The 17114-nt window shown below is 47.7% G+C and carries 12 protein-coding genes; 6 read left to right on the forward strand and 6 right to left on the reverse strand.

The genetic code is table 11. The annotated features are described in order from the left end of the window. Positions 1–110: 110 nt before the first annotated feature. Positions 111–6074 (reverse strand): inverse autotransporter beta domain-containing protein, encoded by a 5964-nt coding sequence (locus tag CUN67_RS24645; RefSeq protein WP_208718113.1) that lies wholly within the window; start codon positions 6072–6074, stop codon positions 111–113. 225 nt (positions 6075–6299) lie between these two features. Next, on the reverse strand, positions 6300–6947 hold the full coding sequence (locus tag CUN67_RS24650) for a hypothetical protein (RefSeq protein ID WP_208718114.1): 648 nt from the start codon (positions 6945–6947) through the stop codon (positions 6300–6302). 118 nt (positions 6948–7065) lie between these two features. On the opposite strand from CUN67_RS24650, the gene CUN67_RS24655 reads away from it, so the two are divergent. From CUN67_RS24655 to CUN67_RS24670, 4 genes are all read left to right on the forward strand, one after another. After that, positions 7066–7413, forward strand: a complete 348-nt coding sequence (locus CUN67_RS24655; protein ID WP_208718115.1) for a hypothetical protein — start codon at positions 7066–7068, stop codon at positions 7411–7413. A 41-nt stretch (positions 7414–7454) separates the two neighbouring features. Further along, the gene (locus CUN67_RS24660; protein ID WP_208718116.1) at positions 7455–7862 is read left to right on the forward strand and encodes a type III secretion apparatus InvB; all 408 of its coding nucleotides are present in this window, start codon (positions 7455–7457) and stop codon (positions 7860–7862) included. 62 nt (positions 7863–7924) lie between these two features. Beyond that, positions 7925–9178 carry a FliI/YscN family ATPase gene (locus tag CUN67_RS24665; RefSeq protein WP_254711480.1) on the forward strand — a complete coding sequence of 418 codons (1254 nt, stop codon included), beginning with the start codon at positions 7925–7927 and terminating at the stop codon, positions 9176–9178. Beyond that, on the forward strand, positions 9114–9566 hold the full coding sequence (locus CUN67_RS24670; RefSeq protein WP_208718118.1) for a hypothetical protein: 453 nt from the start codon (positions 9114–9116) through the stop codon (positions 9564–9566). Before CUN67_RS24665 ends, CUN67_RS24670 begins: the two co-directional genes overlap by 65 nt. A 7-nt stretch (positions 9567–9573) precedes the next feature. Here CUN67_RS24670 and CUN67_RS24675 read toward each other — a convergent pair whose 3' ends face one another. Together CUN67_RS24675 and CUN67_RS24680 are read right to left on the reverse strand one after the other, a co-directional pair. Further along, entirely contained in the window at positions 9574–11124 is a 1551-nt protein-coding gene (locus CUN67_RS24675) for a hypothetical protein (protein WP_208718119.1), read from the reverse strand. Between the two features lie 164 nt (positions 11125–11288). Continuing rightward, complete coding sequence (locus CUN67_RS24680) at positions 11289–12047, reverse strand: hypothetical protein (protein ID WP_208718120.1); 759 nt, start codon at positions 12045–12047, stop codon at positions 11289–11291. 442 nt (positions 12048–12489) lie between these two features. Between CUN67_RS24680 and CUN67_RS24685 the strand changes: the two genes are divergently transcribed. Both CUN67_RS24685 and CUN67_RS24690 read left to right on the forward strand, forming a co-directional pair. Further along, a complete protein-coding gene (locus CUN67_RS24685; RefSeq protein ID WP_208718121.1) occupies positions 12490–13032 on the forward strand; it encodes a hypothetical protein in 543 nt (180 codons plus the stop codon). A 66-nt stretch (positions 13033–13098) separates the two neighbouring features. Beyond that, on the forward strand, positions 13099–13896 hold the full coding sequence (locus tag CUN67_RS24690) for a hypothetical protein (protein ID WP_208718122.1): 798 nt from the start codon (positions 13099–13101) through the stop codon (positions 13894–13896). A 68-nt stretch (positions 13897–13964) separates the two neighbouring features. Here the strand turns inward: CUN67_RS24690 and CUN67_RS24695 are convergent, their stop codons facing one another. After that, complete coding sequence (locus CUN67_RS24695) at positions 13965–15257, reverse strand: ABC transporter ATP-binding protein (protein WP_439332298.1); 1293 nt, start codon at positions 15255–15257, stop codon at positions 13965–13967. Between the two features lie 15 nt (positions 15258–15272). Next, the gene (locus CUN67_RS24700; RefSeq protein WP_208718123.1) at positions 15273–16994 is read right to left on the reverse strand and encodes an ABC transporter permease; all 1722 of its coding nucleotides are present in this window, start codon (positions 16992–16994) and stop codon (positions 15273–15275) included. Positions 16995–17114: the final 120 nt, after the last annotated feature.

Genomic DNA, 17114 nt, shown 5'->3' on the forward strand with positions numbered 1-17114 from the left:
CTTCATTAATTTAGCGAAAAGCCCTGTTTCTCAATATCTATCCCTGCCCTTTCTCCCCATTGCGGGGAGATTTATCTCATCACTTCAAACCTGAAAGATAGATGTCTCCATTATAGATTATACATTCGCACCCAGCGACTTCTGCTGAAATCAGCGATACTGGCATTACCATCTTTACAATATGCAAAACGTACCTGCATGCTAATATAAAAACCTACAGCGTCTGGCTCGAACATTATAACTATCGGTACCGTGCCATTTGTACCGGTTCTGGACTGGTAAACGCGAGGAAAAATATCATCTTTAAACTGCAAACATATCGGGATATCAGCGAGCAATTGCCCTTGCTGCCTGGCAGTAACCACATAATCTGACCTGAATTGGTTGCCAACCACTGTGGTGACACCGTCTGTGTAGGTGACTTCAATTAACCCAGGATCTGGAACGATAGTGTTATTGATCTTCACCGGATCGCTATACTTCTGCTCGCCAGTTACCGATTGGGAACTCCCTTTGGGTGTCACACCCACACGCACTTCAAAACCAACGTATCTGTCATCCGGTGTGAATATCTTCTGTTTTGCATCGGACTTATCAGCTTCAACCCAGGCACTATCGCCTTGTTTTCTCTTGTACCACTGAAAAAGAGAACTGTCATTTCCGGTCCCCTGGGCATCAAAACTACTGTAGGTAGCTGTCAGTTTTACATTCGGTGTTACCGTTCCATTCGGCGAAGTGCCGACAGAACCGATTGATGGCGTGCCATAGACAGTTATCACGTCACTGAACAGCCTGTTACCTAACGACGGCTGCTCGCTACCTTTCGCTGTCACACGTACCTGCACTTCATACCCGCCATATGATTGATTTGGCGTGAACGTCTTCTGTATCCCTGCAGGGTACCCAACCTCAGTCCATACGCTTTCACCCAGCTTTCTGTATAACCACTGATACATGGAATCATCACTACCCGTGCCTTTGCCATCAAACCCTCCGTGAGTGGCTGTTATTTTAACACCGGTCGCGATGGTACCTTTCGGTGAAACATTGACAGAAGTAATAGAGGGCACACCGTAAACCTTCACGATACTGCTGAATTTCTCCTCACCCAGGGTGCTCTGCATACTGCCTTTAGGCGTGACACCAACCTGAACCTCAAAACCGGCAAGCGTGGCATCCGTCCGAAAGAGCTTTTCTTTAGCATCAGATTTGTCAATTGCTATCCAGTTACTGGTGCCCAGTTTTCTCTTGTACCATTGGTATCGTGAATTATCACTACCGGTTCCCTGTGAGTCGAAACCACTATAACTGCCGAGCAATGCGTCTCCGGCTGCGATGGGACCACCTGGTTTGACGAAAACGCTTGTAATGGATGGCGTTCCCAGGAACCAGACTGTGACCTCTTTTGCCGTCGTATTACCTACGCGCGCGGCGGGTTTATATTCTCCCCTGTTCTGCTGGCTGTAACTGTAATCCGCCACTCCCTCGCCATTAGTTGCTATAGGCTCGCCTGGTAACGCGGCACCCGATTTGCTGGTCAGAAAGATCACTCGCGCCTGGCCGTTTCTCACCAGGTTACCGTACTTATCCTGCACCGTTGCCAGCAGTTTAACGCTCTTACCAGCAGATACTGATGCCGGGTCTGCTTTAAGCTCGGTTACCTGCGCCCCTGCAACATCAACGGTAAAAGTCACTTTTGTCTCCTTTGCAGTGTTACCAACCACACGCGCCGCTGGATAGTATTCACCCGCTTGCGTCAGCGTATAATCAGGATAAGTTGCCATCCCATGATCATTGGTTGATAACGTGGCCATCACCGCACCATTCGCCATCGAACTCAGGAATTCAACCTCAACATTCTGTATCGGGTTGCCATAGTTATCCTGCACCGTAGCAGATAACGCGACTTTCTTACCGACCTCAGTTGTGGCTGGTGCGGCTTTAAACTCTTTGATTTGCACACCCGCCATGTTGACTTGCCAGCTTATCGCCTTCGTCTGCTTCTCTGATGGTTTGTCCTTCAGTGCCGCTGTCACCACATAATTACCCGGTGCACCCAGCTCTTTTCCCGGGACTATCCTGAGTATCGTTCTGGCTATTCCTTCTGCGTCAGTTTGAACATCTGCTGCTTCCGTCATCCATTCTTTACGGTCATTAGTAAAATCCACAACGACATCCTTCTGTGGATCACCTGCCAGATTTGTCACCAGCGCCGTCATTGTGAGATCTTTACCTACTAACGGAGAATCACTGCTTGCTGCCAGAGAGACCAGCTTCAGCACCGGCAACAAAATCGTGCTGTCGTTAGCTTTGACACTGCCTTGCTGCACCACCACGTCCAGAGAACCGTCCTTTGTTGGCAACGTAACCGTAAGCAATCCCTCACCTTTTTCATTAGTCGCATCATCTTTGCTAAAGATGACGTTACTAATCGGCCCCTTGACCTGCCACGACAGTGCTGCGGCAGGTACCAGGTTTTGATGCACGTCCCGCGCCGTTACTTTCCAGCTAGCCTTAGTGTTTCCATCCGCCAGCAGATCTCCGGTGAAAGCACGCTTCAGCTCCAGATTCACTACTGCACCAGGCGTGAACGTTACCTCAGTCGCTTTCGCCGTGCCGCCGCTCACCCGCGCCGCCGGGTGATAGATCTTCGCTTCCGTCTGCGTGTACTCCGGGAACGCCACCTCGCCCCTCCCGTCCGTCGCCAGCGTGGTCAGCAGCGTGCCGCCCGTCGCCGCGCTCAGGAACTCCACCTGTGCGTTTTCCACCGCGTTACCGTGCCGGTCCTTCACCACCGCGCTCAGCGTCACCGCGCTGCCCGCCGCCGCGCTCGCCGGAGTCGCTTTCAGCTCCATCACCTGCGCGTCAGTGCCGTCCGCCGTGAACGTCACCGCCGTCGCCTTCGCCGTGCCGCTGCTCACCCGCGCCGCCGGATGATAGATCTTCGCTTCCGTCTGTGTGTACTCCGGGAATGACACTTCGCCCCTCCCGTCCGTCGCCAGCGTGGTCAGCAGCGTGCCGCCCGTCGCCGCGCTCAGGAACTCCACCTGTGCGTTTTCCACCGCGTTACCGTGCCGGTCCTTCACCACCGCGCTCAGCGTCACCGCGCTGCCCGCCGCCGCGCTTGCCGGAGTCGCTCTCAGCTCCGTCACCTGCGCGTCAGTGCCGTCCGCCGTGAACGTCACCGCCGTCGCCTTCGCCGTGCCACCGCTCACCCGCGCCGCCGGATGATAGATCTTCGCCTCCGTCTGCGTGTAATCCGGGAACGACACCTCACCCCTCCCGTCCGTGGCCAGCGTGGTCAGCAGCGTGCCGCCCGTCGCCGCGCTCAGGAACTCCACCTGCGCGTTTTCCACCGCGTTACCGTGCCGGTCCTTCACCACCGCGCTCAGCGTCACTGCGCTGCCCGCCGCCGCGCTCGCCGGAGTCGCTTTCAGCTCCGTCACCTGCGCGTCAGTGCCGTCCGCCGTGAACGTCACCGCCGTCGCCTTCGCCGTGCCGCCGCTCACCCGCGCCGCCGGATGATAGATCTTCGCTTCCGTCTGTGTGTACTCCGGGAATGACACCTCACCCTTTCCGTCCGTGGCCAGCGTGGTCAGCAGCGTGCCGCCCGTCGCCGCGCTCAGGAACTCCACCTGCGCGTTTTTCACCGCGTTACCGTGCCGGTCCTTCACCACCGCGCTCAGCGTCACTGCGCTGCCCGCCGCCGCGCTCGCCGGAGTCGCTTTCAGCTCCGTCACCTGCGCGTGGGTGCCGTCCGCCATCAGAGCAATAATCGCTTCGTCACCTGATTCTGTGTTCCCGGACATTTTAGCCTCCACTTGCCACTTGGCAGGCTCAGTGCTAAGTGGCGCTGTCAGCGAAAACGATGCCTTGCCCTCTTTTCCTGTTACATACGAACTTGTTTTTCCCTGGCTGGTGATTTGCAGTGCGACATTTTCCATCGCTGAATTTTCCTGATCTGTCACCTGCACGGTGAAGTCAGCTTTGCTACCCACTGTGACTTCCTGGGGAGGATTAACAAACCTGATATTCGTTGCGGCGCTAAATGTGACAGTGAAAGGTAACTTCTTCATATTCACCGTATCACTCATCACCCGAAGTTTTTCCACGTCAGGCTGAAGGGAGGCTATGATGGTATCCTCGCCCCCTGATGTCACATTGTTGAATTTAACCAGGGACTTACCATTGCTGTTTGTCATCTGCCTGGTGTGCTCAAGCTGCCCAAGGTCCGGATTGCCATGTGACCAGTACACTGGCTGATCCTGCGCTGGTTTACCGTCTTTATCCTCTACTTTGGCTTCAAAAAACAACGTACCAGAATCGCCAGCTTTAAATTTAATCCGACCGTCTTCCAGCAGCTCTCCACCGCCAGTCACACCAGATATAATCAGGCTATTGACGGATAACAGAGGCCCTATTTGTTGGGCACTGGCAGGCACACCCTGTAATCCGGCTTTATTTACCGGAGTGACTTCATAAATCAGCATCGCTCCGGCATCAGCGGCAGTCAGTTGATATTGACTGGTCACGGATAACACTTCCCCCGGCGCATTCGCCCGATACCAGCGCTGTGTTGATTTCTGTTCTGCCTCATCCTCGCCTTCATTAGTCATGAAGGTGTAACTACCTGTTAGCGTGTTGCCTATAGTTGACTCACCTGAGATACGCACGTTGGTAACCGCTGGTGCATAATCCCCAGGTTGCACGGTCAAACGATACTCGGCTCTGTCATAGAGTTTTGTCTTGCTGGCATCCTGATATTCTTCGGCAGAAATGATCACTTCACCCCGTTTTAGGGGCGCAACTAACCCGGCTTGCTCATTCACCAACTGCACTACATCTGGCTGGCTTGAGTGATAAACAATAAATCCACTCCGCCCACCTTTCACGGCATGAATAAACGGTTCGCTACCCGCTCTGGTAGAAAGTGATTGAGGTTCGAAGTACAGGCGCAACTTTTTATCACGCTGTTGATAGGCCAAAATAATATTGTTGTTACGCATGACAAAATCATGGCGCGCCTCTTTTAACAAAGGAAGCGCTGTCGATTCCGCAGGATTTAACATCTGGGATAAGGTGCGACCAAACTGCCAATTGAGTGCGAGACCAAGCCTCGCATCATTATCCTGACCACTGATAGCACTGTATTCTGCATTCATACTCAGTAGCGGCACAGGTTGCCAGCGAGCGCCAAAAGTCGCCCCGCGAGGATCACGACTTGCCTGGGAACGTGTCCCGTTCACATCAACTTTGTCGCCATACCACTGAAAGTAAGTTCCTTTAATGGCCACATGCTTGCTTGCCGCCGTTTCAATATTGAAATCCCAGCCGCGTGCTGGCCGCTCATATAGACTGTACCTGAGCAGATCATCATTCAGGCTATTATCCTTAGAGAGATGCCAGTTGCTCAATGGCTGATAGTAGTTAATGGAACTGCGTACTCTTTCCCCCCAAACTTCGCCTCCCACTCCCATACGATTATGTCTGCGGCTAATATCACGGTCATAAAAGACGTTACCACCTACTAACCAATGGTCATTAATATCGTGGCGTAGTCCGAGACCAATGTTGAGCTGGTTACGATCATTCCAGCGATGAAAGCTGAGTTGGGTAAAAAGCGTATTATCTTGCCACTCCATTAACGGATAGAAATAATCCAGCCCAACATCCCGATAGTGGCTACCGGTAAGCCCGGCATCCAGGGTGAATCGCGCTTTGGCGCCAGGCATGTTAAGCCATTTTTCCACTTCTGAAGTTAGCAGACCGCTCAGGTAACTATTAGTGGTGCTCCGAGCCGCTTCTGTTGTGCTGGCGTTCTGAGCCGTTCCCCAGAATTGCACCATACGATCGCGAAACGGCTGGTTGTCATCGCCAGCAGATTGATCCTGAGTAGCCAGGGTTGATATTTGAACTGTTTGTTCACCCGGGTTTGAAATCGGTAAACGAGGATCCCTCCCCTTATCGGCATTAACCGGTACCGGTAAAGAAAATACCAGCAGGGTAAACAAATAATGAAACAAGATAACCAGGGTTTGCCAGCGAAAGCCGCGGGTCTTAGTCCTTTCAGTCATTACTCAATACTCAAGCCAGGGGGCATTAGGTCAACCGCCAGAACAATCAGCAGCGCAGGAATTTCGTATCCGAATTGTTCCTGCAGGATGAGTATTGAGCTATATATAGAGGGTGATAATCACCTAAGTTAATTGTGACAATATAGGATTAGTCTTGAAAAACAATAATGATTTTATGCATTAAAATCATACAACTAAATAATATCAGGAGGAAACATCCCAGATTCAGAAGTGTGTCTCCACGCGTTGGGATACGATATCTGGTTTCCCTAGCTGCCATACGACCTGCTGAATTACCTGTTTTTGCGCATCAAAAACCCATACCATTGGCCCGGCCTCAAGACGAAAGGTATAATCCTCATCATGAGTTTTTAATGCAAATGAGGTAATACCAAGCGCTCTACAACGCCGCTCAATATGTCCCGCTTCCTCGATCACCTTTCTGGGTAACCAAAGTGTGACTTCACTAATTGAGAACTCACGGGTCAGCGTCCTGATAAAGCTATCCAAAGCCACAGAGGTCATCAGATATTCTGGCAAACGTTGTTCAAGTTCTTTTCTGACCCAATCCAGCCAAACTTCCATCAGTTGCTGTTGTTGAGCGACGACATCGGGTACCTGGCCCAGGACGCGTTGAAAACCATCGTTTACACCCTGTTCAAAGGCTTTTTGATAGCGTATTTCCGCGTCCTTTTCTATGTTGCGTAATTGACCAGAAACATAACGCCTGAGTTGCCCCAATGCATCTTCAATGGACGGACGCGGCGCAAACGTGGATTTGATCACAGGTCCATTCAGGACCGTGAGGCCTGTTAACTTTCTCGGTTCCATAGTGTTTTCTGGTTTCATTTCAAGGGGAAGATAGCGCGCCATAGTAGATTTTCAGGCAGCAGCCACAAGCACCACGCAGCAATTATCAGGAAAAAATCAGATCTCTGGAAACAGAGTCATCTATAATTGTTCCGCGTCGAAGACTCTGAAGATATATCTGATGAAAAAAAAGAATTTCTACGCTCCATTATTTTTTGTTTATGTAATACTGCTTTCATCTTGTTCAACAAATGAATCGAGATTATCTAAGAGAGATAATCTCCCCGGTGATCAACAGGCAATTGAAAAAATCCAGCACCTGATCCTTAACTGTGTATTACCAGAAGCTTATTACCGTTGGTCTGATGATAAATCCGTTCATCTGGATTGGTTCACAACTGAAATGTCTATTGAAGTAAATACTTCATGGGACGAAAACATTAAAAAATGCGTTGAACAAAATTACGCGGCCCAGCCATTTACTTTTCGGTCTGGCTTGTTCGGCAAACTGGATATAAGCAACAGATAAATTCCTACAGGATTCAGAATAAAACCAATTAAGGACACACAATGCAATTTGACCTCGCAGAGATGCTACGCCGCTCATTAGATAAAATGGGGTATAAAGGCGAAGATTTTCAATTTGATTCTCATTCGACTATAGAAATCGGGCTCGAAAATATTCCCAGCATGTTTTTATCTCTGATTGATGAACGAGTGTGGCTTTGGAGCCGACTAAGCTGGATGAACCGTGACACTCTTGACACATGGGGCACCGAATTGTGGCTTGAGCTGCAGGAGGCACTACCCTCTGTCGTAACGGGACAACCTGTCCTTGGACATGGTGATGAAGGATATGAACTCAAAGCATTGGTTGATGAAAACTGTTTTCAGCAGGAAGAGGGATTCGAAGCATTACTTGAAAGCTTCTTCCTGCTCTGCTCGCGCTTACAAGACCGTTTTAGCCGCCTGGGGTAATCGGTTGCATGCTCAACTTCATTGAACACTACGCCCACCCATTTAAGGTTCAGGGGGGGATCATGGAAGCCCCCCTGACACGTGCAAAGTTGGGTGAAATTTGTCTGATTCAGACTGATACTGTTAGCGACACCTGGCGGCGGGGCCAGGTTATTGGCTTCAAGCCCGGGTGCGCGATTCTTAGTTTATTCGATGATGGGCAGGGCCTGAATGGCCAGTCACGAGTCTATCCTACCGGCCAGCCATTGTGTATTGAGATTGGAGAACACAGTCTTGGTAGTATTTACAATGGAGCCGGTGAATTATGTGCCCGGATGGTACCGGAGAGCCCTCCTGGCCAGGCGAGATTTATTACGCAATGGCGTGCCGTTGATAATCCAGTTGTAGACCCCTTACGACGCCAACCCATCACCCAACCTTTTTATTCCGGCGTGCGAACGATTGATGGTTTGATGACCTGCAGCAAAGGTCAGCGCGTCGGGATTTTTGCAGCAGCTGGCGCGGGTAAATCATCACTACTCCATTCATTGCTACTAAGAGATAGTGCAGAGGTCATCGTTATTGCACTCATTGGTGAGCGCGGCAGAGAGGTGCAGGACTTTATTCAGCATGGGCTTAATCCGGCACAGAGGATGAAAACGGTTGTTGTTTTCGCCACGTCTGACGCGCCCCCAATTGAAAGAAAGAATGCAGCATTAGTCGCGATGACAATTGCCGAATATTTTCGCGATGCGGGTTGTGAAGTCTTGTTGTTAATGGATTCAATTACACGCTACGCACGCGCCATACGTGAAGTGGGATTTGCCGCTGGCGAGCCGGTTGCAACATCGGGATTTCCTGCATCAGTTTTTGCTGAACTGCCACGTTTACTTGAACGAGCCGGTCCGGGAACAGAGAATGGTGTGATTACCGCATTCTTTACCATCCTGCTTGAGTCCCAGCAAGGCCATGATGCTATTGGTGAAGAAGTGCGTTCTATTCTTGACGGCCATATTTACCTCTCAACAAAACTCGCAGCCGCAAACCACTACCCCGCTATCGATGTACTTAATAGTTTGAGCCGTTTATTTTCCCGTATCACTTCACCACAACAGCAACAGACGGCAGGGATCCTGCGACGAGCGTTGCAGCGGCTGGACGAAGTGCAGTTACTGCTGGAATTGGGTGAATATCAGACCGGGAATGATCGTTTTACCGATAAAGTCATTGAGCATAAAGCTACATTACTGGCATTTCTCCAGCAGACATCTGATGAATGTGAAGAACCCGCAATTACTTTGGAGAAAATGCAACATGTCGCCAAATCTTTTTCATAAACTTGGTGAACTCAACCGCCGACGTAAGCTGCAATGCCTGGCTAAGCTGGATGAAATGCAAAGGACCATTGCACGGCTGGATGCCAGGATAGCGGATAATGAACAAGCCAGAAAGCAGGCTCTGCTCAGCATTAAACAGGCAATGCTACATCTCACGCTACTGCAGTCAGTGGGAACACAAGAAGTTTATGATGTACGTCTGCTGGAAGCGGCCATGAGGCGAAATATTCTGCAACTGGAAACTGAAGCGGAACAATATCAGAAGGATAAAATCCGTCACGAATCAGAAGCGCAGGACTTACGTAAAATCGCGCGTTATTTTGGCGTAAAAGAAGAAAAAATGGTGCGAGCCGGGGCACGTAGTCAAAAAGATACATGTCAGCACTGAAACAATATCATCGATCCCCTGCGGGCATCCGCTGTAGAGAAATATTTCCCAATTCCACTATTAATCCTGCTACTGAATCTGGATTTGCCAGTAAGACTTTGATACGTTTTTTCATATTAGATGAGAATTTCATCCAGGCCTCGGATAAACTATTTGATTTCATTTTTTTCATAAATACCCTGCCATCATCCTCATAACCAACCCTACGACTCTCACCTCTGCCAATCTCGGCATAATGCATTGTGTTTGATTCATCCTTTATGTAAAAGTAATCAGGTGTAGACATTCCGGGTTGCTTAGCATCGAGGATGCGGGCATGACTAAGCTCGTGAAGGAGAATATGCAAGCGCTTCGACCTGTTGAGAGTAAAAAATACCTCAAATAACGTGATCTTATTAATCTCAGGATAATAGGCACCGTCATACTTCCCAACCTGATTGGGAACACTTTTTAATGTCATAATGCTGTAATCCTCTTTCCTGAGCCACATCAGCCCTGCCTGAAGAGCCTGCACATTTCGTTTCACCTCTTCAATTAAATTTTGCGTAACTTCAACCGTCGAAATACCAAAATGCCTTGCCAGAGTTTCTTTCACTCCGAAATATAAAGGTTCTCCCAACAGATGTTGCACTGAGATTAAATAATTCTGTACGTCCTGTACCGTTCGCTGGATTCTGATAAATTTGTTAAAATCCGCCAGCTTCAACTGAGTGAAGCCATCAGCCTCGAAGAAATATTTCACATTATTTATCTCGATAGTTTCCCCAGGCGTAACACGATAGTCCAACAAAGGACTCACTTCCCTTCGTGTGATTTCCCGAGCCAAAACACCCTGCTTAATTGCGTTGTCCATCTTACTTACCTTACCCGAATCGTAGCGATGTTGCGGCGTATTAAATATTTTTGTTCTCCAGCAAAAATCCTCTTTTTTATATTCAACTGGATAATCTAATCCATCACCGGTTCTGATAACATAAGAACCAATTTCATTATTATACTCGATCTTATATAATCCATAATTCCCTTTAATATATTTTTTACCATCAATAGTAACAATCCCCGTTTCAACATCAGGATCAGCAACGTCCAGCCCCGAGTTTTCACTGGCGGATATAAGTCTATGCTCCCATTCTATTGCCGGCACAGATGAGATATGCTCTTTACCCGGTCTGCCCTGCACCACACGCCATTTATGCGACTGGTTATCCATTCGTTCAACGGGAATAGTTGCAGGTTTATTTTTATGGATGATAAAACCGTGATCCTGGTTTCCTTTTGCAAACTCAACTGGATAATACTCATCCCTTATTTTAATAAAGTTTCGGTCATCAAGTGAGTTATAAATATTATTACCCTGATCAATCAACATCTCTTTTGAACTGGCTTTATAACCACCAAGCGGTATCTGCCATTCCCCTCCAGCTGGATGGCCTGCCTTCTTATACCAGCGGATAGGTAAATTATGTAATTTACCCTGAGAGTCAGTAATGGGCACGGTGATGCCTTTTTTACCCTGCCGATGTTCAGAATATCTTACCGAAAAACCATCCTGCTTCATATATGCTTTCAAAGCATTCAAATCATTCAGCAGCCCAATCAGATCTTCAGCATTGGGGGTCGCATTGGGCCTTGCTACCAGTGCCGTAAATTTAAATGGAATCCGGGTTAAGTTAACCTTAGGGATTAAGGCAGTTATACCATCAAGGGTTTCTCCAATCCGGCTCAGGACTTCTTTGTTTCAGTATCAACGACTTTACCAGTAAAAGTGCTATACAGTTCATTGCTTATTTCGACCAGAGATGCAAACGGTTTTGATCCTCCTTTGCCGATACTGACGAAAACATCACTCCACGATTTGTATTGCTTAATAACGAAGCGTGGTAACTCAGTGATTTTTAGATCATCTTTAATTGTTCCAGATTCGGTCGTCAATGTAACATCATGCATTCGCTCAGGAAGCGATCTCCGTTTTTTTCCTTTAGAATACATCCCCATCTGGAAGAATTTTGGAACATTATCCTCCAGCTGGCTTAACATGCTCTGATGTGGGGTTGGCCCTGGTTGCGTAACGAGAGTAGCTGCTGTCGATGATGTTATCGCTTGAAAGGCTGGAGCCTGGCTGGATTCCGAACCTGATGTGGTAGTTCGTCTGACTTCCCGTTTTATCGCATGATCAATGAAACATGAACGATATCGCGTCTCCGCTTGTTGGATTTTATTCTGAAGAATCAGTGCACCTGCACGCCTGCCGGAAATCGCCGGAGTCGCATTGATATTTTGTATAGTACTCAGTCTTAGCAGCAGCTGGATCATCGACTCTGCTGTAATATGTTTTGCAATGTTTCCGGTATGCACCCCGGGCTGCTGGGCCATTTTTTTGAGATGATTATCATGACTCGTCTGACTACCCTGTCTCTTATCCTGCCTGCCAATATACAGGCCGATCATTCTTCTACGATCCTGTTCCCATATTCCTGACATGTATAGGTTTCCTCCTGAGGTTGAATGTTTCAGCCTGTCATCATAAGCGTAGTCACATTCGCGAGACTGTTGATTAAAAATTCAACTGTTTGGGGTAATGTTATTCTGCTTAATTCTGTACTCGTGGTTTGGGTGGCAATAGAGATGCAATTAATACTCCAAACGGTACAGACATAACGTCAACTTTTACATTTTCAGATAACTCATGTACCAAATTGCTTCGGCACCAACTGAATTGTATAAAGCACAGCAAACCTGGCTCAACAATCCGGCTTCGGGCAGTTACTAACTGTCGATGCTGCCACTGGTAGTACATCACTGTCATTTTCTGATAACGTACTTTCGCTGGCATCCGGTAAGTTTCATGAAAAAATCAGGAGCACTGACAGCTCAGTACTATAGGATTTAATGAAACAATACTGAGCTGAAGGTAAATATGAGCATGATGAATATCAACACGACCATTCCAAAAACTCTGCATGTTTCCCACCCCCCCATTACCCAAAACCAGGAAAATAAAAAGCAAACATTTAATTTTTTAAGATGCATCAGAAACATAGCATGCACACTGAAAAGCATTTTTTCGTTCCGTAAGGACAAACAGTTCCAACAAGCCAGTTTCCAGATGCATCTCGTTAATTTTAATAAAGAAGGTTGCCATTACTCACTTCAACTGGCTCCAGTGACAAGCATCTGCGGCATCAAAAAAATCCATTTAATTATGAAGAATTTTGAAACAAATGATCTCAGACCTACTACGGACACAGCACCTAACCTCACCGTGTTCCATGATTTAATTTCACGAAACACATTTGGCGTTGAGACTCTTTCCGAAATAAGAAAAAAGCTTCCAACGCTGAATATTCACCTAAAGATAAAGGGAAATGAGGCTGCATTAATCACTTCAAAACCAGAACAAAAAAAATATCTTATTATTGATGGTTCTGACTCATGGATTAGTAGCTCAAGAGAGTCAGAATCATGAAGAACTCAGGGATAGTCGATTAAAAACACTGACCTGCCATAAAGTTTTCTTTAACGGGAAAAAATCATGCTTGACTCATCTGCCATCATTAAATCGCCAGAGGTTGCTTCACTTTATTCAACATCATCTACTCCCCAACTGCTTATCAAGGAAATTTCACTAAGAAACGTCATCGACCTACCTTTTATTACGAAGACAAAAACCCCATTCCCTCTTCCTTCTTTTATAAAAAATCACAATGACTTAACAGGAAGAGCCTTCCGCCATGAGTTGAAGAAAATAAAGAAGTTAGATAAAAAAAGAGAACTATGTAAAAGTGGTCTCGAAAACGAATTGCAACAAGTAAAAGTTGTCCGAAGAGCAGAGAAAAACGAAGCATCTCCAGTAAGTATTGCACAACAGTTAAAAGTACTTAAAAAGAAACACTTAAAGGTGAGAAAAATTTGCGAGAAGTCTTATGACATTACTCTGTCAGATAAAAACTTCAAACATGTAACAGCTTTCCGTCGTCAAATCATTGCGGACATCAGGAATATTGAAATGATTGAAAAAAAGGAAAAACTACTTGAGGAAAGGCATGGAATCGTTAAAACCTTAAACGCAAGAATAGATGACATCGGCGCTTCAGGTATCAACAATGGAGTTAAAAGATTTAATAATATCTCAGACAATATTGAAGGAGAGGATATAATTCGAAAGCTACATAATGATAAGGCATTATGTACAAAAAACACATCTCTGGCTGAAGAGTTTATCAGAAAGTCGCCATACTATTTCAGGGAGTCTTTCAGACTGGTTATAAACTATTGCGAAAAGCTAGGATTAATAAATGAACGTCTATTGACGTTATATAAGGAAGTCTGAATCAGGTAAGGAAAAATGTAGAATCTGTGTTGCTACAACAACCTCATTTTTCTTCTCGTCTTCTCAGTTCAAAATTCCACATCTTCAAGACTGAATGAAGACGTTTGATCATTATACGAAAAGATCTCCCCAAAACGGCCCCACTGGATGGCTGTGTCCAGAGTTTGCCTGGCGGCGTTGTCAGATAAATCCTTATCCAGTACCTGCTCAAACCAGGCCCGGGCTAACCGGTGGTCCTGGCGTTCATCAAGTTCAGCTTTAATCAATGCAATAAGTGGGATATAGCGCAACGCATGGTCAGCAAACAACATTTTTCGCCGCTGTGTATCTGATTCCGCGAAAATCCGCCCCTGTGGGGTCAGGAAAATATCCCCCTCCTGAATTTCAGCAAACCCCAGCGCCTGTAAAGCTTCCGCTACCGGAAATAACTCATCAACTTCAAGATGCTGAACGCGTGCAATATCCGGCATATCAGCCCGGCCATGATAAGGTGCCAGCACCAGAGTCTCGAGTAATCCCGCCATCAGGTTAGTTGATACTCGTGGCAACCGACTCCCAAGTGTTAGCCCTTTGCGATCCAACCCCTGAGCCAGTCGGGCAGTCATCTTGCCATACACATTATCAACCAAACGACGAAATTGCGGATCGAGACGGTCACGAGGGTGGCTAAAGGGTATGGACACTTCGGCGATGACCTTACCTGGATTGGAGGACAAGATCAAAATGCGATCGCACATAAACACAGCTTCTTCAATATTATGGGTGACCAGCAACACCGATTTTATTGGCATTTTTCCACTACGCCAGAGAGCAATCAAATCGCTGCGCAGATTTTCTGCTGTTAAGACATCTAATGCCGAGAAAGGCTCATCCATCAATAACAGCACCGGGTTAACCACGATCGCCCTCGCGATGCCCACACGTTGACGCATACCACCAGAAAGCTCGCGCGGATATGCGTTTTCGAAACCATCCAGGCCAATCAGGTCTATTGCTTCCAGTGCACGCCGTCTACGCTCAGCAGCCGCAATACCTTGTGCTTCCAGTCCGGCTTCAACATTTTGCATTACTGTTAACCACGGGAATAACGCAAACGTCTGAAATACCATGGCGATCCCCCTGGCGGGTTCCCGGAGTGGCACTCCCTGATACTTAACTTCTCCACCGGAGGGATTTATGAGCCCGGCAATAATACGTAACAAGGTGGATTTGCCAGACCCCGATCGCCCGAGCAAACCTACCACTTCGTTTTCACGCAGTGTAAGGGTGACCTGGTCGAGAATTAGCACCTGTCCCTGGGCCTTTGAAAAGCCGTGTCTGACATCAGTTACCGTTAGCAAATCGTTGGGTTTCATTTTCATTACATCACCCCCACACTAATCCACCCGACTTTGAGCAACGATCCGATCATAGATCGGACGCCATATCAGCCGATTACATAACGTCACAAACAATGCCATCACAGCGATACCCAGTGTGATACGGGGGAAATCTCCGGCTGCCGTAGTTTTTGCAATGTAAGAACCGAGACCCTGTGCGGTCAGTTGGATATTTCCCCATTGCACAAATTCCGCCACGATGCTGGCGTTCCAGGCTCCACCAAAAGCAGTAATCGCACCAGTAACATAGAAAGGTAAAATTCCAGGCAAAATCACCCTTAGCCACCATTGCCAACCACGGATGTGAAAGTTTCTGGCGGCCTCCAGATAATCATGTGGGAATGCTGTGCAACCAGCGACAACATTGAACAGGATGTACCATTGTGTTCCCAGCACGATGAGCGGAGAAAGCCAGATATCCGGATTGAGGTGAAAATGCACTATGGCAATCACGAAGAATGGAAACAACAGATTGGCAGGAAAAGCAGCCAGGAACTGAGCTACCGGTTGTACCTTCTCAGCCAGTGCTGGGCGCAGGCCAATGATCACACCAAGAGGCACCCAGATTAGAGAGGAAAGCAGGATCATCAGAATAACACGCAACATTGTTATCATTCCCATCAATGCTACTTGCCCGACTTCCCGTAGAGTCAGGTCATCGTGAATGTCATATACCACCCTCCAGGTTACCATCAGAGTGATACCAATAATGACCAGGTTCCAGAGAATATCACCCCATGCTTTTCCCTGTCGCTGGCTCCTTCCTGAGAATGAAACCGGAAAACGCCACGGGACACGCGCTGCGGCCGAAAAGAACCCTCCCCAATGCTGTAGCAACCGATGGACCAACCGGGTTCGGCGTAACAAATTTAATATCCATGAAGAGGGCATCTCAACAGCGCGCATATTTCCCATCTGAAATTTATCTGCCCAGGCCACGAGTGGACGAAACAACAGTTGGTCATAAGTAAAGATCACCACAATCATTGTCAGTAAGACCCAGCCCACGGCTTTGAGGTTCTGATGTTCGATTGCTAGTGCCAGAAACGATCCTAACCCAGGCAGACTCACCGAGGTGCTGCCAACGATAATCACTTCAGAGGCTACGATGAAAAACCATCCACCCGACATTGATACCATCATGTTCCAAATCAAACCGGGCATGGCGTAAGGCACCTCCAGTTTCCAGAACCGTTGCCACGCTGTGAGGTGAAAACCGCGGGAAACTTCGAGCAGGTCTCGCGGGATCGTCCGTAACGATTGATAAAAGCTGAAGGTCATATTCCATGCCTGACTGGTAAAGATGGCAAAAATAGCCGCCAGTTCCATTCCCAAAATCCGTCCAGGAAACAAGGCAACAAAAAAAGCAACGGTAAATGAGACATAACCCAGCACTGGCACAGACTGGAGGATGTCCAGTGCTGGTATCAGGATTTTCTCTGCCCGCCGACTCTTTGCAGCCAGGGTTCCATAAATCAGGGTAAAAATTAGAGAAGCAGCCATCGCCACCAACATTCGTAACGAGGTACGCATCGCATACTCGGGGAGATTAGCCAGGGACAGGGTAATGGGCCGGGTTGCCAGAGTACTGACGGGTTGCAGAGTTTGATGGAAATCAAGTGCGAACAGAGCGATAAGACAAAGAATAAGCGGGAAAGCCACAGCATCCCAGCCGTTAGGACGCCGCCATTCGTTGTTTTTGTTAACGCGCAGATTCATCGTTCCACCCACTTTGCGGTCAAAGAAATAAAACCACACCTGAGAATAGATTTACTTTAGAACACCGCAGAAGATTACGACCGGGTATGATGCGCTTTATTTGACGCTTAACGCCGATTT

It is taken from the genome of Pantoea cypripedii (assembly GCF_011395035.1).
In the GTDB taxonomy this organism is placed as follows: domain Bacteria; phylum Pseudomonadota; class Gammaproteobacteria; order Enterobacterales; family Enterobacteriaceae; genus Pantoea; species Pantoea cypripedii_A.